Annotated in this window: 24 protein-coding genes; 9 read left to right on the forward strand and 15 right to left on the reverse strand. The window is 71.0% G+C overall.

Going from position 1 to position 24604, the window contains the following annotated elements:
• Window positions 1–150: 150 nt before the first annotated feature.
• Complete coding sequence (locus tag LQK93_RS01740) at window positions 151–954, forward strand: methyltransferase domain-containing protein (RefSeq protein WP_374969861.1); 804 nt, start codon at window positions 151–153, stop codon at window positions 952–954.
• Between the two features lie 151 nt (window positions 955–1105).
• Entirely contained in the window at window positions 1106–1954 is an 849-nt protein-coding gene (locus LQK93_RS01745) for a GNAT family N-acetyltransferase (protein WP_374969862.1), read from the forward strand.
• Here the strand turns inward: LQK93_RS01745 and LQK93_RS01750 are convergent.
• On the reverse strand, window positions 1938–2381 hold the full coding sequence (locus tag LQK93_RS01750) for a MauE/DoxX family redox-associated membrane protein (RefSeq protein ID WP_374969863.1): 444 nt from the start codon (window positions 2379–2381) through the stop codon (window positions 1938–1940). The two genes, LQK93_RS01745 and LQK93_RS01750, sit on opposite strands and share 17 nt — an antisense overlap.
• On the reverse strand, window positions 2378–3202 hold the full coding sequence (locus tag LQK93_RS01755; protein WP_374969864.1) for a GNAT family N-acetyltransferase: 825 nt from the start codon (window positions 3200–3202) through the stop codon (window positions 2378–2380). The genes LQK93_RS01750 and LQK93_RS01755 overlap by 4 nt, the downstream gene beginning before the upstream one ends.
• Window positions 3203–3411: 209 nt before the next feature.
• Here LQK93_RS01755 and nthB point away from each other — a divergent pair, with 209 nt between their 5' ends.
• The 4 genes from nthB to LQK93_RS01775 are packed head-to-tail and all read left to right on the forward strand — an operon-like array spanning window position 3412 to window position 6034.
• Entirely contained in the window at window positions 3412–4035 is a 624-nt protein-coding gene (gene nthB, locus LQK93_RS01760) for a nitrile hydratase subunit beta (RefSeq protein ID WP_374969865.1), read from the forward strand.
• Window positions 4036–4072: 37 nt separating this feature from the next.
• Window positions 4073–4666, forward strand: coding sequence for a nitrile hydratase subunit alpha (gene nthA / locus LQK93_RS01765; RefSeq protein WP_374969866.1), 594 nt, complete (start codon window positions 4073–4075; stop codon window positions 4664–4666).
• A complete protein-coding gene (locus tag LQK93_RS01770) occupies window positions 4663–4941 on the forward strand; it encodes a hypothetical protein (RefSeq protein WP_374969867.1) in 279 nt (92 codons plus the stop codon). Before nthA ends, LQK93_RS01770 begins: the two co-directional genes overlap by 4 nt.
• Before the next feature lie 10 nt (window positions 4942–4951).
• The gene (locus LQK93_RS01775) at window positions 4952–6034 is read left to right on the forward strand and encodes an NAD(P)/FAD-dependent oxidoreductase (protein WP_374969868.1); all 1083 of its coding nucleotides are present in this window, start codon (window positions 4952–4954) and stop codon (window positions 6032–6034) included.
• 95 nt (window positions 6035–6129) lie between these two features.
• Here the strand turns inward: LQK93_RS01775 and ispG are convergent, their stop codons facing one another.
• The 12 genes from ispG to LQK93_RS01835 all read right to left on the reverse strand — a co-directional run bounded on the left by ispG (window position 6130) and on the right by LQK93_RS01835 (window position 20450).
• Entirely contained in the window at window positions 6130–7290 is a 1161-nt protein-coding gene (gene ispG, locus LQK93_RS01780; RefSeq protein ID WP_374969869.1) for a flavodoxin-dependent (E)-4-hydroxy-3-methylbut-2-enyl-diphosphate synthase, read from the reverse strand.
• Window positions 7291–7387: 97 nt separating this feature from the next.
• Complete coding sequence (locus tag LQK93_RS01785) at window positions 7388–8734, reverse strand: RIP metalloprotease (protein ID WP_374969870.1); 1347 nt, start codon at window positions 8732–8734, stop codon at window positions 7388–7390.
• Between the two features lie 67 nt (window positions 8735–8801).
• Window positions 8802–10013, reverse strand: a complete 1212-nt coding sequence (dxr, locus tag LQK93_RS01790) for a 1-deoxy-D-xylulose-5-phosphate reductoisomerase (RefSeq protein ID WP_374969871.1) — start codon at window positions 10011–10013, stop codon at window positions 8802–8804.
• 19 nt (window positions 10014–10032) lie between these two features.
• On the reverse strand, window positions 10033–10554 hold the full coding sequence (locus LQK93_RS01795; protein ID WP_374969872.1) for a pyridoxamine 5'-phosphate oxidase family protein: 522 nt from the start codon (window positions 10552–10554) through the stop codon (window positions 10033–10035).
• 146 nt (window positions 10555–10700) lie between these two features.
• Complete coding sequence (locus LQK93_RS01800; RefSeq protein WP_374969873.1) at window positions 10701–11720, reverse strand: DnaB-like helicase C-terminal domain-containing protein; 1020 nt, start codon at window positions 11718–11720, stop codon at window positions 10701–10703.
• Window positions 11721–11830: 110 nt separating this feature from the next.
• Window positions 11831–13294 (reverse strand): NAD-dependent succinate-semialdehyde dehydrogenase, encoded by a 1464-nt coding sequence (locus tag LQK93_RS01805; protein ID WP_374969874.1) that lies wholly within the window; start codon window positions 13292–13294, stop codon window positions 11831–11833.
• Window positions 13295–13356: 62 nt separating this feature from the next.
• Complete coding sequence (locus tag LQK93_RS01810; protein ID WP_374969875.1) at window positions 13357–14604, reverse strand: saccharopine dehydrogenase family protein; 1248 nt, start codon at window positions 14602–14604, stop codon at window positions 13357–13359.
• Between the two features lie 4 nt (window positions 14605–14608).
• On the reverse strand, window positions 14609–15412 hold the full coding sequence (locus tag LQK93_RS01815; RefSeq protein ID WP_374969876.1) for an ABC transporter permease: 804 nt from the start codon (window positions 15410–15412) through the stop codon (window positions 14609–14611).
• A 1-nt stretch (window position 15413) separates the two neighbouring features.
• A complete protein-coding gene (locus tag LQK93_RS01820) occupies window positions 15414–16397 on the reverse strand; it encodes an ABC transporter permease (protein WP_374969877.1) in 984 nt (327 codons plus the stop codon).
• Window positions 16398–16402: 5 nt separating this feature from the next.
• A complete protein-coding gene (locus tag LQK93_RS01825; RefSeq protein WP_374969878.1) occupies window positions 16403–17605 on the reverse strand; it encodes an ABC transporter ATP-binding protein in 1203 nt (400 codons plus the stop codon).
• Between the two features lie 2 nt (window positions 17606–17607).
• Entirely contained in the window at window positions 17608–18834 is a 1227-nt protein-coding gene (locus LQK93_RS01830; protein ID WP_374969879.1) for a spermidine/putrescine ABC transporter substrate-binding protein, read from the reverse strand.
• A gap of 167 nt (window positions 18835–19001) precedes the next feature.
• Complete coding sequence (locus LQK93_RS01835) at window positions 19002–20450, reverse strand: gamma-aminobutyraldehyde dehydrogenase (protein ID WP_374969880.1); 1449 nt, start codon at window positions 20448–20450, stop codon at window positions 19002–19004.
• 176 nt (window positions 20451–20626) lie between these two features.
• On the opposite strand from LQK93_RS01835, the gene LQK93_RS01840 reads away from it, so the two are divergent.
• Window positions 20627–21067 carry an Lrp/AsnC family transcriptional regulator gene (locus tag LQK93_RS01840; RefSeq protein WP_374971432.1) on the forward strand — a complete coding sequence of 147 codons (441 nt, stop codon included), beginning with the start codon at window positions 20627–20629 and terminating at the stop codon, window positions 21065–21067.
• Window positions 21064–22503, forward strand: a complete 1440-nt coding sequence (locus LQK93_RS01845; RefSeq protein WP_374969881.1) for an aspartate aminotransferase family protein — start codon at window positions 21064–21066, stop codon at window positions 22501–22503. Before LQK93_RS01840 ends, LQK93_RS01845 begins: the two co-directional genes overlap by 4 nt.
• Before the next feature lie 93 nt (window positions 22504–22596).
• Here LQK93_RS01845 and LQK93_RS01850 read toward each other — a convergent pair whose 3' ends face one another.
• Window positions 22597–23517, reverse strand: a complete 921-nt coding sequence (locus LQK93_RS01850) for a DUF1996 domain-containing protein (RefSeq protein WP_374969882.1) — start codon at window positions 23515–23517, stop codon at window positions 22597–22599.
• A gap of 297 nt (window positions 23518–23814) precedes the next feature.
• On the opposite strand from LQK93_RS01850, the gene LQK93_RS01855 reads away from it, so the two are divergent.
• Entirely contained in the window at window positions 23815–24564 is a 750-nt protein-coding gene (locus tag LQK93_RS01855; RefSeq protein WP_374969883.1) for a hypothetical protein, read from the forward strand.
• Window positions 24565–24604: the final 40 nt, after the last annotated feature.

The raw sequence follows: 24604 nt of genomic DNA on the forward strand, positions 1-24604 counted from the left end.
GGGTCGAGCGCGTTGCTGGCGGTGTTGCGCAACCTCGGAAGGATATCGGGGTCCTTGGGCTCGCTCGCGAGGTGTGTGCCCGCGGTGTCCGGACGGGTCGCACGGCGGACGCCGGGACGCGGGAGCCGGTCGCCGGCGTACGGTCCCGGCATGGCGGACGTCTACCTGCACGGGCACCACGCAAGCGTGCTCGCCGCGCACGGCGCGCGCACGGCCGCGGACTCCGCGGCCTACCTGCTCCCCCACCTCCACGACGGCCTGAGGGTCCTCGACGTGGGGTGCGGGCCGGGCACGATCACCCTGGACCTCGCCGAGGCGGTGGGTCCGTCGGGCCAGGTCGTCGGGGTCGAGAACGTCGAGGGTCCGCTCGCCGCAGCCCGTCGCAAGGCCGCCGAGCGAGGTGACTCTCGCACGCGGTTCGAGCCTGCCGACGTCATGGCGCTGCCGTATGCCGCCGCGTCCTTCGACGTCGTGCACGCCCACCAGGTGCTCCAGCACCTCGCCGACCCCATCGGCGCCCTCCGGGAGATGGCTCGGGTGGCGCGTCCCGGCGGCCTCGTCGCCGTGCGCGACGTCGACTACGCCTCGATGGTCTGGCACCCCGCGACCGAGGGCATGACGCGCTGGCTCGACCTCTACCGCCGGCTGGCGCGCCTCAACCACGCCGAGCCCGACGCCGGGCGCCACCTCGTCGCGTGGGCGCACGCCGCCGGGCTGGACCGGCTGACGCCCTCGGCGTCGCTGTGGACGTACGCGACGCCGGAGCAGTGCGCCTGGTGGGGCGGTGTGTGGGCACGGCGGGCACTCGAGTCGACCTTCGCCACGCAGGCGCTCGAGCTCGGGCTCGCGTCGCCCGAGGAGCTCCAGGAGATCAGCGCCGCCTGGCGGACGTGGTCGCGACACCCCGACGCGTGGTTCGCGATGACCCACGCCGAGGTGCTCGCCCGCGTCTGACCGGCGCCGGCGGCTCCCCGGCTCAGCGGCGCCGGTTGCGCTCGGCGGCGCCGCAGCGCTCCGGCGCCGCTGGGCGACGCCGTCCCGCGTGAGCGGAGCCGCCGCCGATAACGGCTCGCCGCGACGGTGTCCCGTTTGCCAGAGTTGCCGTATGCCGCCCGCCGCCACGACGTTCACGCTCCTGACCGACCCCGCGGAGGCGCGAGCCCGTCTCGCCGGCCTCGTCGAGCGCGAGCCGGAGGCCCTGAGCGTCGTCGCCAGCGTCACCGCGTCACTCATGGCCGACCCGTCTCGCTTCGAGGGCCCGCGCTGGTGGGCCGGCGCCGCGCCCTCGGGCGAGGCGGTGGCCGCCTTCATGCACACGCCGCCGCACCCGCTCCACATCGCGCTGGCCACGTGCGACGAGGCACGCGACCTCGCCGCCCTGCTCGCGGACAGGGGTGACGACCTGCCGGGCGTCGGGGGCGAGCGGGAGCCGGCAGAGGCGTTCGCAGCCGAGTGGGTGGTCCGCACCGGCGCGACTGCGACGGTGGCGATGGAACAGGCACGGTACGACCTTCCGACCCGCCCCCGCCTCCCCTTCGAGGTCTGCGGCCGGTTCCGGCTCGCCACCGAGGAGGACGCCGCGCTCCTCGACGAGTGGCACCAGCAGTTCCTCGAGGTGGTCGAGGGCGCCGGTCGCGCAGCACCGCTGCTGACGCAGCACCTCGCCGACGGACGCGTGGGCCTGTGGGAGGACGCCGGTCGGCCGGTCTCGATGGCGTACGCCTCCGTCGCGAGCGGGGGCGTCACGCGGGTCTCGGGCGTGTGGACCCCGCCGGAGCTGCGCGGACACGGCTACGCCAGCGCCGTGGTCGCAGCGCTCAGCTCGGCGCGGATGGACGCCGGTGAGGCGTGCATGCTCTACACCGACCTGGCCAACCGGACCTCCAACGCCATCTACTCGGCGCTGGGCTACCGCCGGGTCGGTGACAGCATCCGCATCACCTTCGAGCGATGACTCCCCCGGCCCGCAACGCCGTCCGGATCATCGGCCCCTGCAGAGGGAGCCGCAGGAGGGTTGCGGCGAGGTAGCGGCGCCTGCGCGTGTCACCCGGACGACGGTCGAGCCGCCGCTTGGCACCCGTCGCCATGACGACGTTCGCCGGGAAGACGGCGACGAGCAGGGCGGCAGAGGCGAGCCCGGCCACACGCCGCGTGCGAGGGACGAACAGCCCCGCCGCGCAGGCCAGCTCGGCCGCGCCCGACGCATACACCAGCGTTCGGTGGGCTGGCAGCTGCTGAGGGACGATCGACTCGAAGACCCGTGGCCTGATGAAGTGCAGGCTCCCGGAGACGACGAAGAGCCCGGCGAGGGCCGCCGCGTCCTTGCCCAGCGGAGCCTTCGTCGCGGTCTGCACGCGCACCTGGGGACGGCGCGGTCTCACAGCAGCACCGTGGTGAACGAGCCGACCTCGTGGAAGCCGCACCGGTCGTAGGTGCCCCGTGCCGCGTCGTTGTAGTCGTTGACGTAGAGCGACACCTCGTCGGCCATGCTCGTGAGCACCTGCTCGACGACGCTCGCCATCGCGGGCACGGACAGGCCCTGTCCGCGCAGCTCCGGGTGCAGCCACACCCCCTGCACCTGCGCGCAGCCCAGCGCCAGGGAGCCCACGTCGGCCTTGAACACCACCTCGCCGTCCAGCACCTTGACGAAGGTGTGACCGGCCCGGATCAGCGCGGCGATGCTCGCCCGGTAGCCACGGTCGGAGCCGAAGTACGGTGGGTAGCCGATCTCCTCGGTGAACATGTGCGCGGCGGCGGGAAGCACGAGGTCGACCTCGTCGATGCGCGCCGGACGGACGTCCGGGTCGAGCGCGAGCCCCAGGGAGGACGGTCGGGTGGTGGTGGTCAGGAGCGGCTGGTGGCCGCGGACGGCCCGGGCCGGCCCCCACGTCGGGCCGAGGCGCTCCCAGAGACCGGCGACCTGCTCGCTCGGTCCGAAGATCGAGGCGCACTGGCGCCGCATGCGGATGATGCGCGAGGCCACGGCCGTCACGCCCTCGTCGTCGAGCTCGACCGGGACGACGTTGGCACTGACCCACGCAAGGCCCCGGAGCCGGCCCTCGGACCAGTGGCCGAGCAGCGCCCCCGGCGACGCACGCAGGGACCCCTCGACGATGCGCGCCGCGACGAAGGCGTTGGCCACCCGGTCGCGCGCGCAGACGGCGAGCGCGGCGTCGTGGTCGGCCGCCGAGATAGGCCGCACGGGTATTCGTTGGCGGAGCACCTCCCCAGACTGCCTGCCCGCGGGCCGGGTGTCACCTCGGCGCGCCTTGATGCTCTCCGTCAGGGGCGGCTCATGGTGCGTCTCGAGGGCGTGTACGGAGGGCGGACTCGGTGCAACGCGTTCAGGCCCGCGCGACCAGCACCATCCGCGGCCGGGGCCCCCGCCTCGCGAGCGGTAGACTGGGGTCCGTGGACGGTGCCCACGACCTGGGCGGCCGAATGGACTTCGGCGCAGTCCTCGTCGACCCCCGGGAGCCGGTCTTCCGAGCCCGCTGGGAGGCCGCCGCGATGGTGCTGGTCTCCGCGGCGTCGGCGCGGGCCCGGAACTACACGTTGTCCTCCTTCCGGTACGCCGTGGAGCGCATGGACCCGGTGCACTACCTCGGCTCCCCGTACTACGAGCACTGGCTCACCGCCGCGGCGACGACCGCGGTGGAGACGGGGTTACTCACCCGCGAGCAGCTGGAGGAGCGGGCGGGTGGCCCCTTCCCGCTCGCCCACCCGCCCCGGGTCCACGGGGTCGAGAACCCGGGAACCGGCGCGGCGCGGTTCACCGCCGGCGACCGTGTCCGGGTCCGGCAGTGGCATCCACTGGGCCACACCCGCTGCCCCGGGTACCTGCGGGGGCACGTCGGCACGGTGCTGCGGCGCCACGGCACGGTGAGCCTCCCCGACGTGGAGGTCCACGCCCCGCGGCGGGTGCGGGAGACCGTCTACACGGTCCGGTTCGACGCCGGTGAGGTCTGGGGCGACCGGCAGACCAGCGTCCGGCTGAACGCCGACCTCTGGGACAGCTACTTGGAGACGCCGTAGCAACCGGCGACTCACCACGACCACCGGGGAGGCACCCATGACCACCAACCACCACCACGGCACGCCGCCGGCGCCGGTCGAACGCCGCGCCGCCGCGCTGGAGGAGCTGCTCGCCGAGCAGGGGCTGGTCAGCCCCGAGTACATCGACGCGGTGCAGCAGGCGTACGAGACCCAGCTCAGCCCGATGCACGGCGCCCGCGTGGTCGCGCGGGCCTGGGTGGACCCGGCCTACCGGGAGCGCCTGCTCGCGAACGGCACGCGGGCGGTGCACGAGCTCGGGATCCAGGGGCCGGAGATCGAGCACCTCACCGTCGTGGCGAACGGCCCCGAGGTGCATCACGTCGTCGTGTGCACGCTGTGCTCCTGCTACCCGTGGGCGGTGCTCGGGCTGCCGCCGAACTGGTACAAGGACCCGCCGTACCGCGCCCGCATGGTGCGCGAGCCGCGGACCCTGCTCGCCGAGATGGGCTGCCCGCTCCACGAGTCCGTCGAGATCCAGGTGTGGGACAGCTCCGCCGAGATCCGGTACCTCGTGCTGCCGGAGCGGCCCCCCGGCACCGACGGCCTGTCCGAGGCAGAGCTGGCCGCACTGGTGACCCGGGACTCGATGGTCGGGGTGGCGGTCCTGTGAGGTTCGACCTGGACGGGAAGGCGGCCCCGCCGCGCCGCAACGGCGAGCTGGCCTTCGACGCGCCCTGGCAGGGCCGGGTCTTCGGCCTGGCCGCGGGGGTGGTGGAGAGCCGCTTCGACGGCGACTGGGCCCCGTTCCGCCGCTGCCTCGTGGACGCGATCGCCGACCGGCCCGAGCGGGCGTACTGGGACAGCTGGACCGCGGCGCTGGAGGAGCTGGTGGTCGGCGCCGGCCTGCTGGGCCGGGACGCTGTGGCCCGGCGGATCGCGGACTGACCGGCCACCGATGCGGGTGGTGGTCTGCGGCGGCGGGGTCATCGGCGCCTGCACGGCCTACTTCCTGACCCTCGGCGGGGTCGAGGTGACCGTCGTCGAGCAGACCGGCGTCGCCTGCGCGGCGTCCGGCCGCTCGGGGGCGTTCCTCGCCCGGGACTGGAACGCCGGCACCCCGCTGGAGGCGCTCACCCGCCGCAGCTTCGAGCTGCACGCCCGGCTCCCGGACGAGGTCGACGCCGACTGGGCGTTCCACGGCGTGACCGCGTACGCAGGCTACGTCGCGGCGGGGCGGGCCGCGCCCGGCCGCGGTCCGATCACGCTGGACTGGCTCAGCGATGCCGTGGTCGTCAGCGGCCGGCTGGGCACGCCCGAGGACACTGCGGTGATCCATCCGGCCCGGTTCACCGAGGCCATGCTGGGCGCGGCGCGCCGCCGGGGCGCCCGGCTGCGGCTCGGCCGGGTCACCGGCGTGGTCCGCGACGGCTCGCGGGCCACGGGTGCCGAGGTCGACGGCGCGCCCGTCCCCGCCGACGCCGTCGTCGTCGCGATGGGGCCGTGGACGGCCCGTGCGGCAGCGTGGCTGCCGCTGCCCGGCGTCGTCCCCGACCGAGGCCACAGCCTGCTCTTCGACACCGGCACGGCCGTATCACCGGACGCCCTCTTCCTGGAGTACCAGGAGGACACCGGGGCCGTGCTGACGCCCGAGGTGTTCCCCCGTGCGGACGGGACGACCTACGTCACCGCGTTCTCCGATCGGGCTCCCCTGCCGACCGACCCCGGCGAAGTCACCCCGGACCCGGTGGCGATCAGCCGGCTCGAGGCGCTGTGCGCCCGGCTGTCACCGGCCTTCGACCGGAACCGCATCCTGGTCCGGCAGGCCTGCCATCGGCCGGTCACCCAGGACGGGTTGCCGCTGATCGGCCGGGTGCCCGGCGTCGACGGTGCCTACGTCGCCACCGGCCACAGCGTCTGGGGCATGCTCGAGGCCCCGGCGACCGGCGAGGCCCTGGCCGAGCTCATCGTGGCCGGGCACGCGCGGAGCACCGACCTGACCCCGTTCGACCCCGCTCGGCCCCTGGGCGAGGTGCCGTGAGCCCTGGGTCCTACTGGGTCTGATGCCCGGTCCAGCATCATCGGCGACACCACCGACAAGACTCAGCGAGCGACGACCAGCACGTGCTGCCGAGATCAGCCGACGGTGACGCTCGGGGCCCCGGCCGACTCCTCGTCGACCGGCTCGCCCATCTCCTCGGCCAGGCGCATGGCCTCCTCGATGAGGGTCTCGACGATCTGGGCCTCGGGCACGGTCTTGATGACCTCGCCCTTGACGAAGATCTGGCCCTTGCCGTTGCCGGAGGCGACGCCGAGGTCGGCCTCGCGCGCCTCGCCCGGGCCGTTGACGACGCAGCCCATGACGGCGACCCGCAGCGGCACGCTCATGCCCTCGAGACCTGCAGTGACCTGCTCGGCGAGCGTGTAGACGTCGACCTGGGCGCGGCCGCAGGAGGGGCACGAGACGATCTCGAGCTTGCGAGGTCGCAGGTTGAGGCTCTGCAGGATCTGGATGCCGACCTTGACCTCCTCGACGGGAGGGGCCGACAGGGAGACGCGGATCGTGTCGCCGATGCCGCGGGAGAGCAGCGCGCCGAAGGCCGTGGCGGACTTGATGGTGCCCTGGAAGGCGGGTCCGGCCTCGGTGACGCCGAGGTGCAGCGGCCAGTCGCCGCGCTCGGCGAGCAGCTCGTAGGCCCGCACCATGACGACGGGGTCGTTGTGCTTCACCGAGATCTTGAAGTCGTGGAAGTCGTGCTCCTCGAAGAGGCTCGCCTCCCACACGGCGGACTCGACGAGTGCCTCGGGCGTCGCCTTGCCGTACTTCGCGAGGATCCGCTTGTCGAGGCTGCCGGCGTTGACGCCGATCCGGATCGAGACGCCGGCGTCCTTGGCCGCCCGGGCGATCTCCTTGACCTGGTCGTCGAACTGCCGGATGTTGCCGGGGTTGACCCGCACGCCCGCGCAGCCGGCGTCGATGGCCGCGAAGACGTACTTCGGCTGGAAGTGGATGTCGGCGATGACCGGGATCTGGCTCTTGCGCGCGATGGCGGGCAGCGCCTCGGCGTCGTCCTGGCTCGGGCACGCCACGCGCACGATGTCGCAGCCGGCTGCGGTGAGCTCGGCGATCTGCTGGAGCGTCGCGTTGACGTCGGTCGTGGGCGTCGTCGTCATCGACTGCACCGACACCGGGAAGTCGCTTCCGACCCCGACCTTGCCGACCTTGATCTGGCGGGTCTGGCGCCGGGGCGCGAGGACCGGCGGGGGCGCGGACGGCATACCGAGGGAGACACTCATGCCCGCCATTATTGCTCGCGACTCCACGTGGTGCCTCCGGCGGCCCGTGGAGGCGCCTGGAGGTCGCCCGGTCCCCCGGGGGTGCCGTCGGAGCGGCTCAGCCGAAGAGCTTGATCGGCTTGACGATGTCGGCGTAGATGAGCAGCACCGACATGGTGATCAGCACGAGCGACATGCCGTAGGCGATCGGCAGGCCCTTCGCGACGTCGACGAAGCCAGGGTCGGGCCGGTGGCGCAGCCGCGCCCAGCCCTTCTTCACGGCCTCCCAGATGGCACCCGCCACGTGCCCGCCGTCGAGCGGCAGCAGCGGCACCAGGTTGAACACGAAGAGCGCCAGGTTGAGCGAGGCGATGAGTAGGACCAGCTGGGCGAGCTTGACCCAGTTGCCGCCCTCGTCCGCCGGGATGTCGAGCGCGGCCACCTCACCGCCGATGCGGCCGACACCGACCACGGAGATGGGCCCGTTGGGGTCACGCTCCTGCGGGCCGAAGGCCGCCTGGAAGACCCCGGCCATCTTCTGCGGGATGTTGACGATGATGGCTGCGGTGTCGACGACGCGGGCCCAGACGAAGCCGGGTGCCTGCGTGATCGGCGTCCTGACCAGCTCCTGACCGGGCGTGATGCCGGCGAAACCCACGGAGGCGAGGACGGGCTTGCCGTTGCTGGCGACCGGGCTGCCCTTGGTGTCGTAGGTGGCCCGGGCGATGACGGCGGGCGTGATGGAGACGCTGACCCGCTTGTCGCCGCGCTGGACGACCCAGGTCATGGGCTTGCCCTTGCTCTCGCGGATCGCGGCCGTGACCTGGTCCCAGCTGTTGATCGGCTTGCCGTCCACCGACAGGATCCGGTCGCGCTCCTGCAGCCCGGCGACCTTGGCGGGCGCGACGGGGTCTCCGGGCCTGCACTGCGGCTGGGGCACCTGCAGCGTCGGGGCGGTCGTCGGCACGCACGGGGAGAGCAGGCCCACCTTCGGAGCCACCTGCGGCAGGCCGTAGAGCGTGATGACGCCGGTCAGCAGGACGGTGGCGATGAGCAGGTTCATGATCGGCCCGCCCAGCATGATGACGACCTTCTTGCCGGGGCTCAGCTTGTAGAACACCCGGTCCTCGTCGCCGGGCTTGACCTCCTCCATCGAGTCGGCCCGCGCCTGGTCGACCATCTGGCTGAACCGGCCGGTCGAGAGCGTGCGCAGCTCACCCGGCTTGTCGCCGGGGCGCGGCGGCAGCATGCCGATCATCCGGACGTAGCCGCCGAGCGGGATGGCCTTGATGCCGTACTCGGTCTCGCCGCGCCGGCGCGACCAGACCGTCGGACCGAAGCCGACCATGTACTGGGTGACCTTGACGCCGAACTTCTTGGCCGGCACGAGGTGGCCGATCTCGTGCAGCGCGATGCTGAGCGCCACGCCGACGACGACGATCAGGACCCCTAGGAAGAACAGCACCCCTTCATTGTCACATCCACTCCCTGTGATCCCGCCTTCGATGCGCCTAGGCGACCGGTTGGAGAGGTCAGGCGGGGATGCTGCGCTCGGCGGCGGCGCGCGCCCAGGCGTCGGCGGACAGCACGTCGTCCAGGGTGAGGTCACTGACCCGGGAGGCCGGCTCGGCGGCATACGCGTCGACGACCTTGGCCACGGTGTCCACGATGTCGACGAAGCCGATGCGGCCCTCGTGGAAGGCGTCGACGGCGATCTCGTTGGCCGCGTTGTAGACGGCCGGCCAGGTGCCGCCGGCCTCGCCCACCCGGCGGGCGAGCGCGACGGCCGGGAACGCGTCGTCATCGAGTGGCTCGAAGTCCCACGACTGCGCCTTGGTCCAGTCGACGGGCACGTCGGCGTCGGCGATCCGCTCGGGCCAGCTCAGGCCGAGCGCGATGGGCACGAGCATCCTTGGCGGGCCGGCCTGGGCGATGGTGGAGCCGTCGACGAACTCCACCATCGAGTGGATCATCTGCTGGGGGTGCACGACGACGTCGATCCGCGCGAACGGGATGTCGAAGAGCAGGTGCGCCTCGATGACCTCGAGCCCCTTGTTGACGAGCGTCGCGGAGTTGGTCGTGATGACCCGGCCCATGGAGAAGTTGGGGTGCGCGAGGGCCTGCTGCGGTGTCACGTCGGCCAGCTCTGCACGGCTGCGCCCGCGGAACGGTCCCCCGCTCGCGGTCACCACGAGACGGCGCACCTCACCGGCCCGGCCGCCCCGCAGGCACTGGGCGATGGCACTGTGCTCGGAGTCGACCGGGACGATCTGCCCGGGCGCCGCCAGCGCCTTGACGAGCGGGCCGCCGATGATGAGCGACTCCTTGTTGGCCAGGGCGAGCATCGTCCCGGCGCGCAGCGCGGCGAGCGTCGGCTCGAGCCCGATCGCACCGGTGATCCCGTTGACGACGACGTCGGCGTCGCGGGCGGCGAGCGTCGTGCTCGCCTCGGGGCCCCCGAGCAGCTCGGGGTCGTATGCCGTCACGCCGGCTGCGTCGGCCGCGCGGGCCACCGCTTCGGCCAGGCTCTCCTGCGTCGCGCTCGCTGCCGCGATCACGGGCACGCGCAGGGCGACGGCCTGCTCGGCGAGCAGCTCGAGGTTGGACCCGGCGGAGAGCCCGACGACCTCGAAGCGGTCACGGTTGCGGTGGACGAGGTCGATCGCCTGGGTGCCGATGGAGCCGGTGGAGCCGAGCAGGACGATGCGCCGGGGTCGCGCCGAGGTGTCAGTCACCCCAGGCATTCTTCCGCAGCGGCGGCGGTTACGTCGTCACGCCCCTCGCGCGCAGCAGCTCGTCCCGTTTGAAGGCGTAGGCGACGGCCCAGGTCATGCGCAGGCGGTACATCCGGATGTCGTCGCCCCAGGAGAGAGGGCTGCTGCCGTAGTGGGCGGTCCAGTGGGCGTCGACCTCGTCGAGCTGGGGACCCGGCTCGAGCAGCTCGGCGTAGCCGTGGGTGAAGAGCGCCAGCTCCTCGCCGTCGATGTGCGCGACGCTCACGGCGGGGCGGCGCTCGAGGTGCCTGGCCTTGGCCGAGGTGCCCGAGGTGCCGAAGGTCCAGGTGCCGTGCAGGAAGTGGCCGTCGAGGGCGCTGATGCGCGGCTCGCCGGAGGCGGTGACGGTGGCGACCGAGAGCACCTTCATGCCGGTCAGGAGCGCGACGAGCTGCTCGGCGGTGAGGGTGCGCTCGCCGTTGATGATGCCGCGCAGGTGGCTGGTCGCCCGCGCGTGCGACGCGTCGAGGAGCGCCTGCAGGGCCGCTGTCTCGTCGGGTGTCTCGAGCATGCTCCGACGCTAGCGCCGGCCACCGACATCGGGACCGGTTCGCCCACCGGCTCGCCCCTGGGCGAGGCGCGCGTATGCCGTCACGCCACCCCGCGCACGACGGCACTCGGTCTGCGTGCGCGCGGACGGCATACGTCCTCGGTCGGTCAGGAGACGAAGACGCGGTGGTCGATGAGGCGCTCGCTGACCTGCTGGCCCTCCCGGTGGAAGCGGCCGTGCTCGAAGTCCTTGGCGAACTCGAGCTCGACGCCCGCCTTGCCGTGGCGGTTCTTCTCGAGGCTGAAGACCGACCACTGGCGGAAGCGCTCGATGTTGCCGAGGTTGTAGAGGAGGTGCTCGCGGGAGACGATGTCGACCTTGTCGTTGACGATGAGGACGACATCGGCCTCGAAGGCGAGCGCGGACGCCCCACGCAGGTCCTTGGCGCGCAGGCGGCGGCCGGCGCTGAGGGCGTCCTTGTCGGCGACCGAGATCGCGACGACGGGCACGCCGGCGGACAGGGCGAGGTCCTTGAACCCTGCGGCTGCCGCAGCGACGCGCTCGTCCTCCCCCGGCCGGTCGACGGGGACCTTCTGGATGTAGTCGAGCAGCACGAGCGGCGGCTGGCCGGTCGCCTCGGTCACCCGGGAGACGCCGTCGCGAACCTGCTCGAGGGTCGTGGTGACGCCGGAGGACGCGTGGACCTGGAGCCGGTCGCCGTAGCCGGCGAGGGCGGCCAGGGCCGAGGCCCCACCGCGGAGGGCACCGAGCACCGACTCGAGGGACTCGCCGCGGTCGGCCGTCTCGAGCGCACGCCGCACGTCGATGACCCCGGCCACCTCGCTGCCCGGGTCGAGCTCCGCGGCCTCCATGGAGATGAGCCGCTCGAGCAGCGTGTGGCTCTCGTGCTCGTAGGAGAAGACGACCGCGGTGCCGCCGGCGGCGACGGCGTTGCGCGCGAGCTGCATCCCGAGGGTCGTCTTGCCCTGGCCCGCGGGGCCGCCGAGGAGGACGAGCTCACCGGAGCGCAGACCTCCGGTGAGCACCGTGTCGAGGGCCGGGAAGCCGGTCGACCAGACCCGCGCCCCGGCCGGCGTGCCGCGTCTCAGGACCTCGTCGGTCTCGCTGAGCAGGGCGGCGAGGGGCCGCAGGGGCCCACGTCCGTGATGACCGGCTGGTGTCGACATGCCCCGATTGCACCACAGGCAGACCCGGCCTCGGGGGCGGTTCCCGCAATGTCCGAAATGCGCCCGCGGACGTCAGCGCGCAGCGTCCGCAGGCCCTCCCGCGAGCGACGTCAGAGGGCGATTCCGACGTACTTGGTCTCGAGGTACTCCTCGATCCCCTCGAAGCCGCCTTCACGCCCGACACCGGAGGCCTTGACGCCGCCGAACGGGGCGGCCGGGTTGGAGACGATCCCCTGGTTGACGCCCACCATGCCGAACTCGAGGGCCTCGGACACCGTGATGGCACGGGTGAGGTCGTTGGTGAAGACGTAGGCGACGAGGCCGTACTCGGTGTCGTTGGCCATCTCGACCGCTTCCTCGTCCGTCGTGAACGTGGACACCGGCGCCACAGGACCGAAGATCTCCTCGCGGGTGAGGGCGGCGTCGGCCGGCACGTCGGTGAGCACGGTCGGCTCGTAGAACCAGCCCGCGCCTTCGCGGGCCGCACCGCCGACGAGGACCCGGGCGCCCTTCTCGACGGCGTCCTCGACGAGCGCGGAGACCTTGTCGCGCGACTTCTTGTCGACGAGCGGTCCCACGTCGACGCCGTCCTCGGTGCCGCGACCGAGGGTGAGCGCGCCCATCCGCTTGCCGAGCTCGGCGGAGAACTCCTCGGCGATGGACTCGTGGACGTAGAAGCGGTTGGCGGCCGTGCAGGCCTCGCCCATGTTGCGCATCTTGGCGAGCATCGCGCCGGTGACGGCCTTGTCGACGTCGGCGTCGCCGAAGACGAGGAAGGGGGCGTTGCCGCCGAGCTCCATCGAGACCCGCAGGATCTGCTCGGAGGCCTGCTCCATGAGCATGCGGCCGACCGGTGTGGAGCCGGTGAACGTGAGCTTGCGCAGGCGCGGGTCGCGGATGAGCGGCTCCATGACCTCCCCGGTGCTGCTCGTCGTGACGACGTTGAGGACGCCGTCGGGCAGGCCGACCTCCTGGAGCAGCTGGGCGAGGGCGAGCATCGTCAGGGGCGTCTGGCTGGCCGGCTTGACGACCATCGTGCAGCCGGCGGCGATCGCGGGGCCGATCTTGCGGGTGCCCATGGCGAGCGGGAAGTTCCACGGCGTGATCATCAGCACCGGGCCCACCGGCTGCTTCATCGTCACCAGGCGGGTGGCGCCGTTCGGCGAGGTCGCGTAGCGGCCGCCGATGCGCACCGCCTCCTCGGAGAACCAGCGGAAGAACTCGCTGCCGTAGGCGACCTCGCCACGCGACTCCGCGAGCGTCTTGCCCATCTCGAGCGTCATGAGCATGGCGAACTCGTCGGCCCGCTCGGTGATCTTCTCGTATGCCGCCCGCAGGATCTCCGCGCGGTCGCGCGGTGCCGTGCGCGCCCAGTCCGCCTGCGCCGCGACGGCCGCGTCGAGCGCCGCCTTGCCGTCGGCCACGCTGGCGTCCGCCACGTGCGTGAGGACCTCGCCGGTGGCCGGGTCGTCGACGGCGAGGGTCTTGCCGCCGCTGGCATCACGCCACCGACCTCCGATGAGAAGTCCCTTCGGGACCGACTCGAGCACTGATTCCTGCGTCACCGTTGCCATGCCTGAAACCCTATTCCTGTGGTCGTGGTCGTCGTCAGGGCCCTCGTGGGGTGAACCGCCGCTCAGCGTTCGTCCACACCCCACGGCGAGCCGTAGCCCTCCGGCTTGGGAGCGGCGAGCAGGTCGAGGAAGGGCACCGCGTCGAACGCCTCCGGGCCGAGGACTCCGGCCCCCTTCCAGGTCCCGCGGGAGAGCAGCTCGAGGGCCACCACGGGGTTGACCGCCGTCTGCCAGACGACGCACTGGGCCCCGTAGCCTGCCATCGTGTCGGCGTTGTCGACGACGTGGTAGAGGTAGGTCCGGCGCGGCCGGCCGTCCTTGCCGGTGCCCGTGACGTAGAGGCCGGCGCACGTCTTGCCGGTCATCCGCGGCCCGATGGTGGCCGGGTCGGGCAGCACGGCGGCGACGACGTCGCGCGGCGAGACCTGCACGCCCTTGACGGGAACCGGGTCGGTGCGGTCGAGACCGAGCGAGTGTAGCACCTTGAGCACGTTGATGAACTCGTCACCCAGGCCGTACTTGAAGGTCACGCGCTTCGCGTCGACCCAGCGCGGCATGAGGAGGACCTCCTCGTGCTCGACGTTGACGCACTCGACGGGGCCGATGCCCGCAGGGAAGTCGAAGACCTCCGGCTCGCTGAAGGGCGCCGTCGTGAACCAGCCCCGGTCCTTCTCCCACACCACCGGCGGGTTGAGGCACTCCTCGATGGTCGTCCACATCGAGAAGCTCGGCGCGAAGATCTCGTTGCCGTGCTCGTCGTGGACGACGAGGTTGGCCCCGTCCCGGGTGCCGAGCTCGTCGATCTCGTCGAAGAGGTGGTCGGCGGCATACCTGGCGAAGACGTCGGAGAGCCCGGGCTCGACGCCGATCCCGACGAGCGCGAGCCGGCCCTCGGCCTCCCACTCCCCCGCCACCGCGAACTGCTCGTCGCCGAGCTTGACGCCGGTGACGGCATACGGCTCCTGCGGGTGGGGATGCGAGAGGCTCATGGCCATGTCGAGGTAGTCGGCGCCGGCGGCCCTCGCGCCGTCGAAGACGGGCATCGTGAACTTCGGGTCGACGGCGTTGAAGACGTGCGTCGCCTCGTGTTCGCGGGCGAGCGCCGCGACGGCGCCGGGGTCGGACGCGTCGACCCGGGCGGCGACGAACCGGCCCTCGCCCGGGTGGCGCTCGACCACGGCGGCGACTGTGCGCTCGGCGCGTGCCCGGTCGTAGTCGGCGACGACCCACCGGTCGAAGAAGTCGCGTTCGGCGGCGATGCGCGCCGCCGCGTCACCGACCCCGCCGGAGCCGACCATCAGGACCCGCATGGCGTCAGGCCCTCTGCCGGGCTCGACGGGAGCCCACCAGCTGGCCGCCGACGACCACGAGGAGGGCGATGAGGAACATCACCGTGCCGATGACGTTGATCTGCACCGGCGTCCCGCGCTGGGCGGCGCCCCAGACGTACATCGGGAACGTCACGGAGTCGGGGCTCGCGTTGAAGTTCGTGATGATGTAGTCGTCGAACGAGAGCGAGAAGGCGAGCAGCGCGCCGGCCGCGATCCCGGGGGCGGCGAGCGGCAGGGTGACCCGCATGAACGTCGACACCGGCCCCGCGCCGAGGTCTGCGGCAGCCTCCTCGAGGCGCGGGTCGAGAGTCGCGACCCGAGCCTTGACGGCGACCACGACGAAGCTCACGCAGAACATGATGTGCGCGATGAGGATGGCGGTGCGCCCCGTCGACAGCCCGATGTTGAGGAAGAGCGCGAGCAGGCTCGCGCCCATGACGACCTCGGGCGTCGCCATCGGCATGAACACGAGCAGGTTGGTGCCCGCACGCCCCCGGAACCGGTGCCGGCCCAGGGCGAAGGCCACCATGGTCCCGAGCACCGTCGCCACGATCGAGGCGGTGATGCCGATGTTGAGCGAGAGGCCGAGCGAGTCGCAGATGCCCGGCGTGCCACAGGGGTTGGTCCACGCGTCCAGGGAGAACTTGGTCCACTCGATGTTGAAGCGGCCGTTCGGCTTGTTGAACGAGTAGATCAGCACGATGAGGTTGGGCAGCAGCAGGATCGTCATCGTGAACATGGCTGCGGCCGTGAGCGCGTGACGACGGAACCAGCGAAGCAGCGACATCTCAGACCAGCTCCTCGGTGCCCGCACGGCGCACGTAGATCATGACGAGGACGAGGATGATGATGAGCAGGATGAACGACAGCGCCGAGGCGAGCGGGTAGTCCAGGACGCGCAGGAACTGGCTGTCGATGACCTGGCCGATCATTACGGTGTTGGTGTTGCCGAGCAGCCGCGAGTTGATGAAGTCACCCGAGGCCGGGATGAAGGTCAGCAGGGTGCCTGAGACGACGCCCGGCAGCGACAGCGGCCACGTGACGTGGCGGAAGGTCTCGCGCGGCGTCGCGTAGAGGTCGCCTGCGGCCTCGAGCAGCCGACCGTCGAGGCGGTCGAGCGAGGTGTAGAGCGGCAGGATCATGAACGGCAGGAAGTTGTACGTCAGGCCCCAGACGACGGCGAAGGGCGAGTAGAGGATCTCCCCGTTCGGTGAGGCACCCGCCCACTGCAGGAGGTTGCCGAACCAGTCGTAGAGGAACCCGAGGTGCAACCAGTTGAGGATCGTCGTCAGCGTGCCGCCCTCGCTCGAGAGGAACGTCTGCCAGGCCATCGTGCGGATCAGGAAGCTCGTGAAGAACGGGGCGATGACCAGCACGAGCAGGATGTTCTTCATCCGACCCCGGCGGCTCGCGATGAAGTAGGCCAGCGGGTAGCCGAGCACCAGCGCGAGCAGCGTCGCCGTGCCGGCGTAGAGGAGCGAACGCAGCAGCTGCGGCCAGTAAGCGCTCAGGGCCTGGGCGAAGATCGCGATGTTCCCGGTGAACTCGTAGCCCTCGTCGACGTTGCCCTCCTGCATCGACAGCGAGGCCGTCGTGACCATGGGCGCGATGTAGAAGACGATGAGCCAGAGCAGGCCCGGTGCGAGCAGCAGGTAGGGCACCCAGCTGCGGCGGGCGCGACGCCGCCGCGGCCGCTGGTGCACCGGGAGCGAGGTGGCGGGACGGAGCGGCTCAGCCGGTCCGCTGGGTGCGTCGACGGTCGCCTCGGCCATGGCCCTCAGCCCTCCTCGATCTGGACGCCGGCCGCCTGGTCCTGGTTCTGGTCCAGGACGAACTCCTGGCCCGGCTCCCACGACACCGTCACCGTCTCGCCGACCGCGGCCCGCGTGGATCCGTCGTTCTGCTGGATGAGCATGACCTCGAAGCCCCAGGGCAGCCGGATGAGGTACTGGGTGGCCACGCCGGTGAACGAGGCGTCGGTGACCAGACCGCGCAGGCGGTTGGCGCCCTGGTCGCCGAGGCGCAGCTTCTCCGGCCGCACCCCGACCCACACGTCGCGTATGCCGTCCGGCACGTGCTCCGCGGCGACGTGGACCTCGTTGCCGTGTGTGGTCGCCGGCATCAGGCCCCCGCTCGCCGGTCCCGTGACGGAGGCGAGCAGCAGGTTCGACTGGCCGAGGAAGTTCGCCACGAACGTGGACGTCGGGCGCTCGTAGAGTGCAGCCGGGTCGGCGAGCTGCTCGATGCGCCCGGCGTTCATGACCGCGATGGAGTCGGCCATCGTCATGGCCTCCTCCTGGTCGTGGGTCACGTGGATGAACGTCAGGCCCACCTCCTGCTGGATGCGCTTGAGCTCGATCTGCATCTGCCGGCGCAGCTTGAGGTCGAGGGCACCGAGCGGCTCGTCGAGCAGGAGCACGTCCGGGCGGTTGACGAGCGCACGGGCGAGCGCGACGCGCTGCTGCATGCCGCCGGAGAGCTGGGACGGCTTCTTCTCGGCCACGCCGGCAAGCTCGACGAGCTCCAGCGCCTCCTTGGCCTTGCGCATGGCGTCCTTGTCGCGCCTGCGCTTCAGCCCGAAGGCGACGTTGTCGAGGACCGTCATGTGCGGGAACAGGGCATACGACTGGAAGACGGTGTTGACGTTGCGCTGGTAGGCCTTCGTCGCGGTGATGTCGCGATCCCCGATGAAGATCTGCCCCGTCGTGGGCTGGTCGAGCCCGGCGATCATTCGCAGGGTCGTCGTCTTGCCGCACCCGGAGGGGCCGAGGAGGGCGAAGAAGGAGCCGCCGGGCACGGTCAGGTCCATGGGCTGGACGGCCGTGAAAGCCTCGAACTCCTTGCTGACGCCGAGGAGGCGCAGGTCGGGGGTCATGGTCTGGCCGGGTGCCAGCGCTGACGAGGTGCCGGACGCCGCCGAAGTGGCCCTGCCGGTGCTCGTCACCGTGTCCGTGGTCTTGGTGGTCGGTTCGGTCGTCATGGTCAGCCCGCCGTCAGCTCGGAGAACGCCTGGTTGAACTTGGTCTCCTCCGCGGCCGTCAGGCCGCGGAAGACGTGTGCCTTGGAGAGGGTCTTCTCGTCCGGGACGATGAGGGGGTTCTTGGCCACGGCCGGGTCCTCCTTGGCGAGGATCGCCTTCGTGCCACGGACGGGCGAGATGTAGTTGACGTAGTCGACCACCTGCGCCATCACCTGCGGCTCGTAGTAGTAGTTGATGAGCATCTCGGCGTTCTTCTTGTGCTTCGCCATCCCGGGGATGACGAAGTTGTCGGACCACAGGGTGCAGCCGGTGGCCGGCAGCGCGTAGCCGAGCGAGGGGTTGTCGGCCTGGAGCTGGACGACGTCGCCCGTCCAGGCGATGCAGGCCGCTGTGTCACCGGAGCTGAGCGGCTTGCCGTACTCGTTCCCGGTGAAGCCCTTGATCTGGCCGGCGTCCTTGGCCTTCTTGATCTCGTCGATCGCGGCCATGAAGTCGGCCTCGGTGAAGCTCTCGAGCTTCTTGCCCATGGCGAGCATGACGAGTCCGACGGTGTCGCGCATCTCGGTCAGCAGCGTCACCTTGCCCTTGAGCGCAGGGTCGGTGAGGAGCTGGTCGACGGACTCGATCTTCTTGCCGCCGGTTGCCTTGGGGTTGTAGGCGATCCCTGCGAAGCCGGACTGCCACGGCACCGAGTAGAGGCGGCCCGGGTCGAACTCGACCGTGACGAGGGTGTCCTCGATGTTGGCGTGGTTGGGGAAGTTGGCGAGGTCGATCTTCTGGACATAGCCCTGGCGGATGAGGCGAGCCACCATCCAGTCGGTGCTGCACCACACGTCACGTCCGGTGTCCTTGCCGGCGGACAGCAGCGGCCGCACCTTGGCGTAGAACTCGTCGTTGTCGTTGTAGTCCTCGGTGTAGTTGACGGTGATGCCGGTGCGCTTCTTGAACTCGTCGAGGGAGGGGCGGGCCTGGGTCTTGTCGTTGACGTCGATGTACTCGGGCCAGTTGCTCCAGTTGACGACCTTCTCGGTGGCGGACTGGTCGGGTGCGGCCTTCGCGACCGGCGCCGTGACGGCGGTGGAGCCGGCGCCGGGGTTGCGGCCCTTGACGCTGCAGCCCGCGAGCGCGGCCATGCCGAGGCCGCCGAGGCCGAGCACGACGCCGCGTCTGCTCACCATCCCTCGGGCAAGCGCTGCCCGGAAGGCGAGGTTGTCGTGGCTGTCCGTCATGGGTCCTCCTGAGGGGCGAGATGGGGACGGAGGGTCGAGGTGGTCGACGCGGACTTTGCGGTGGCGCGGTCCGGCCGCACAGGATGGTCGTGCCGCCCCTGTGCGGCCGTTCCGTCTTCAGTTGCTGTGGCGCTGGTGGTTCGGTGGTGCTGGTGGTGCGGGGCCTGTCAGGACTCGATGTTGGCCATGACGTGCTTGATGCGCGTGTAGTCCTCGAGTCCGTACATCGACAGGTCCTTGCCGTAGCCGGAGTGCTTGAAGCCGCCGTGCGGCATCTCGGCAACGATCGGGATGTGCGTGTTGATCCAGACGCAGCCGAAGTCGAGCTTGCGGCTCATCCGCATGGCGCGCCCGAAGTCCCTGGTCCACACGGACGAGGCCAGGCCGTACTGCACGCCGTTGGCCCAGGCCAGCGCCTCGTTCTCGTCGGTGAACTGCTGCACGGTGATGACGGGACCGAAGATCTCGCTCTGGATCTGCTCGTCCTCCTGGCGCAGCCCGGCGAGCACGGTCGGCTCGAAGAAGTAGCCCTCGCCGAGCCCGTCGGCACGATGGCCACCGGCGACGACCTGCGCGTGGTCGGGCAGCCGGTCGATCATGCCCGAGACGTGCGCCACCTGGTTGGGGTTGTTGACCGGGCCGAAGAGCGCGTCGGGGTCGTCCGGCATACCGACCTTGGCCGAGCCCTTGGCGTAGTCGGCGAGCGCGGCGACGAAGTCGTCGTGGATGCGCGGCCCGGCGAGCACTCGCGTGGCCGCCGTGCAGTCCTGGCCGGCGTTGAAGTAGCCGCCCACGGCGATCCCCTCGACCGCGGCCTCGAGGTCGGCGTCGTCGAAGACGATGACCGGGGCCTTGCCTCCGAGCTCGAGGTGGACGCGCTTGAGGTCGCGCGCTGCGCTCTGCGCCACCTGCATGCCGGCACGCACCGAGCCGGTGATGGCGACCAGCGCGGGGGTGGGGTGCTCGACGAGCATGCGTCCGGTCTCGCGGTCACCCGTGATGACGTTGAAGGTGCCCTCGGGCAGGAACTCCGAGGCGAGCTCGGCCAGCAGCAGCGTGGTCTCGGGCGTGGTGTCGGAGGGCTTGAGGACGATGGTGTTGCCGGCGGCCAGCGCCGGGGCGATCTTCCACATCGCCATCATCATCGGGTAGTTCCACGGGGTCACCTGGCCGACGACGCCGATCGGCTCGCGGCGCACGAAGGAGGTGTGCCCCTTCATGTACTCCCCCGCCGACTTGCCCTCGAGCACCCGGGCGGCGCCGGCGAAGAAGCGCAGCTGGTCGAGCATCGGCGGGATCTCCTCGCTCGCGGTGAGCGCGTGGGGCTTGCCGGTGTTCTCGGACTCGAGACGGACGAAGTCGTCGGCGCGGGCCTCGATCGCGTCGGCGAACTTCAGCAGCGCGGACTGCCGTTCGCTCGGGGTCGTGTCACCCCAGGTCTCGAAGGCCTTGGCGGCGGCGGCATACGCCCGGTCGACGTCGGACTGCGAGCTGACGGGTGCCTTGGCGACCACCTGGGCGGTCGAGGGATCGACGATGTCCGTGGTCGCGTCGGTCTCGGGGTCGACGTACTGGCCACCGATGAAGTTGCGGAGCTGGCGCGGCTGGGAGGTCATGCCGGAATGCTAAACACAGACCTTCGCAATCAGGAAGGGTTGTCGAGAGAAAACTTCGGAATCCGTTGTGGAGGCACTTGCCAACATCCTGTTCCACAGGTCAGTATCGGCGCATGACGACCATCCGAGGCGTTGCGAACAACGGGAGTGACGGGCACAGGAAACCCTCGGTCAACCTGGACGAGGTCAGCAAGACCATCATCGAGCTCCTCCAGCACGACGGCCGCAAGTCCTACGCGTCCATCGCGCAGCAGGTGGGACTGTCGGAGGCCGCCGTGCGCCAGCGCGTGCAGCGACTCCTCGACGCCGACGTCATGCAGATCGTCGCGGTGACGGACCCGCTGCAGGTGGGTTTCCAGCGCCAGGCGATGGTCGGCCTGCGCGTGTCCGGTGACATCACACCGGTCGCGGACGCCCTGTCAGCCATGGACGAGGTGGCCTACGTCGTCACGACGGCAGGCAGCTTCGACGTGCTCGCGGAGGTCGTCTGCGAGGACGACAACCACCTGCTCGAGCTGCTCACGAGCCGCATCCGGGCCCTCCCGGGGGTCACGGCCACCGAGACGTTCGTCTACCTGAAACTCAACAAACAGCTCTACAACTGGGGTACACGATGAGCATCAACCCGAACCAGATCTGGGAACCCAGCTCCGACACGAGGACGCCCACGGGCGCCCTCCACTCCGAAGCGGCCCGGGACCACCTGTGGATGCACTTCACGCGCCACTCGGTGTTCGAGGAGAAGGAGGCGGGGGGCCTTGGCCACTCCGTCCCCATCATCACCAGGGGCCAGGGCTGGAAGATCTGGGACGACCGCGGCAACGAGTACATCGACGGGCTCGCCGGACTCTTCGTCGTCCAGGCCGGCCACGGCCGCGAGGAGCTGGCGGAGGCAGCGGCCAAGCAGGCCAAGGAGCTCGCCTTCTTCCCGCTCTGGAGCTACGCCCACCCCAGGGCCATCGAGCTGGCCGAGCGCCTCGCGGCCTACGCCCCCGCCGACCTCAACCGCGTCTTCTTCACCACCGGCGGCGGCGAGGCTGTCGAGACCGCCTGGAAGCTGGCCAAGCAGTACTACAAGCTGACCGGCAAGCCGACCAAGCACAAGGTCATCTCCCGCGCCGTCGCCTACCACGGCACCCCGCAGGGAGCCCTGTCGATCACCGGCATCCCCGCGGCCAAGGAGATGTTCGAGCCGCTGGTGCCGGGTGCGCACAAGGTGCCCAACACCAACATGTACCGCGCCCCCGAGCACCTGCGCGACGACGAGAAGGCCTTCGGGCGGTGGGCTGCCGACCGCATCGCGGAGGCGATCGAGTTCGAGGGGCCCGACACGGTGGCCGCCGTCTTCCTCGAGCCGGTGCAGAACTCCGGCGGCTGCTTCCCGCCGCCTGCCGGCTACTTCGAGCGGGTCCGCGAGATCTGCGACGAGTACGACGTGCTCCTGGTCTCCGACGAGGTCATCTGCTCCTTCGGGCGCATCGGTTCGATGTTTGCGTGCGACGACTTCGGCTACGTCCCCGACATCATCACCTGCGCCAAGGGCATGACCAGCGGCTACTCCCCCATCGGGGCGATGATCGCGAGCGACCGTCTCTTCGAGCCGTTCAAGCACGGGACCACCTACTTCCCGCACGGGTACACCTTCGGTGGCCACCCGGTCTCCGCCGCCGTCGCCATGGCCAACCTCGACATCTTCGAGCGCGAGGGCCTCAACGACCGCGTCAAGACCAACGCCCCGGTCTTCAAGGCGACCCTCGACAAGCTGCTCGACCTGCCGCTCGTCGGTGACGTGCGCGGCGCCGGCTACTTCTACGGCATCGAGCTCGTCAAGGACAAGGCCACCCGCGAGACCTTCGACGACGCCGAGTCCGAGCGGCTGCTGCGCGGCTTCCTCTCCAAGGCGCTCTTCGACGCCGGGCTCTACTGCCGCGCCGACGACCGCGGCGACCCGGTCATCCAGCTCGCGCCGCCGCTGATCATGGGACCCGAGCAGTTCGACGACATCGAGTCGCGCCTGCGCTCGGTCCTCGTCGAGGCCGAGAACCACCTCTGACCTGACGCACGGCCCAGTGACACGCCCCTGATCCGCGGATCCAGGGGCGTGTCACCGTCCCACCCCGTGCCGGTCGGGCACGTCGGCACCGGATCAGGGCTGGCACGCCGCCCTCGAGTAGGCCCGGTGGTCCACGACGCACGTCTGTACGAAGGTCTCGAAGTCCTTGGGCGACCAGGTCTGCCAGAAGTCGGCGTGCATCGACCGACCGTCGCTCGTGCCCATGGCGGCGTCCGACGACAGCGCCACGTCGTTGCCCTTCCCCACGTACGGGAACTGCACCGTCTCCCGCAGCTCGGTCACACCGATCGGGAACCCCGCCGGGCACGAGCGGCCCACCCGGTACGCGTAGTGCGCGTTGTCCCTCGTGTCACCGTACTGACTCGACGAGTGGCTCGGCAGGACCCCGTCCCAGCACGACGGGAAGTCGATGTGTGCCGTGAGCGTCCGCCCCGGCGTGCCCCGCAGGCCCGAACAGTCCGGGATGCTCTGCACCGGCGCCGATCGCCGGCCCGAGTTCTGCCCGCACGTCCAGTTGTATGCCGTCCCGATCAGTCGCGTGTCCGCCGGGATCGCCCGAGCCGGGCCGAACCGGTCGCCGGACGCCGCTCGGTAGTACGCCGTGAACTGCTGCGCTGGTATCAGCTGTCCGGCCTTCGGCCCCGAGACGTACCGCAGCGTCGGTGTCCAGTAGCCCGCCGAGTCCGCCGAGTTCGGCAGCCCCAGCACCTTCCGGCAGTTGTTCGTCCGCCCCACCAGGTCCGCGTAGTTCGCCGCGTTCGGGTTCGGCAGGGCGACCCACGCGATGTTCCCGAACAGCTGGTGCTCGTGGGCCGACCTGGTGCCGTTGTGGTTCACGATCGGGTCGTACGACGCGACCGACACCGTCGGCTGCCCGGACACGTCGCAACCCACCTTGCCCAGCGCCGACGCCGGGCCGGGAGGCAGGAGCATCGCTCCCACCACGCCCAGCGTCGACGCGAGCGCCCCCAGCAGCTTCCTCCGCCTGTGCATGTCCCCACCCTTCGCTCTCGCCGGACCCTTGCCGTCACGGCGCCACTTCTCCCCACCGCTTGGGCCGTCCCCGTGTCGGCCAGATCCCGCTATAGGCCCCCAGTGTGTCGAAGATCATGCCCGCCGTCTGCCACTCGGCGAGCACCGGCCGCTCCGGCACCCGCGCGGGGCTCGTCGGGCCGTCCCGGCCGCGGTCCCGGAAAAGTGCGGAAAGACCGGTCTCCGGAACGCTGTGGCGCGGCGTTCGTTTGGGTAGGTGTTCGATGACTGCGACGCCGACGCACAAGGAGCACGAGCATGGGATTCCTCGACAGGCTGCTGGGCCGTGAGCCACTTCAGCAACAGCGCCCCCAGCCAGCGCAGCCGCCCACCGGGCAGCCCTACACGGTCCCGCCGCCCAGCGGCGGCGCCTCCGCCGAGGACGAGCGCGCCATCGCCCGCTACAAGTACCTCCTGCGCACCGCCGACCCGGAGGACATCGAGCGCGTGCACACCGAGGCGTTCGGCAAGCTCTCCCCCGAGCAGCGCCAGATGGTGCTGCAGCGCCTGACCGAGGACCTCCCGCAGGGCGAGCGCCCCCGCAGCGACGACCCGGCCGACCTCGCGCGCAGCGCGACACGCGCCGAGATGCACCGGCCCGGTTACCTCCAGAGCGCCTTCGGCGGCGGCCGTTTCGGTGGGATGGGCGGCAGGGGCGGGATGGGGATGGGCGGCATGTTCGCCGGCTCCATGCTCGGGTCCATCGCCGGCGTCGTGGTGGGGTCGGCCCTTGCCGACATGATGCTCGACGGCTTCGACTCGTCCCCCGAGGCGCACGAGATGGGCGACACCGGCGGTGACACCGGCGGTGACACCGGCGGTGACACCGGCTCGGGCGACTCCGGCGGCGCGCAGGATGCGGGTAGCTTCAACGACAACAGCTCCGTCGACGGCGGCGGCACCGACGTGGCCGGCGGCTCCGGCTTCGGCGACTACGGCGGCGGATCGGACTACGGCGGCAGTTCGGACTTCGGCGACTTCGGCGGTGGGGACTTCGGCGACTTCTGAGGGCGCGCCGCGCCACCAGACGCTTTCGGGACCAGGCCGC

Source organism: Terrabacter sp. BE26, assembly GCF_041941675.1.
Lineage (GTDB): Bacteria > Actinomycetota > Actinomycetes > Actinomycetales > Dermatophilaceae > Terrabacter.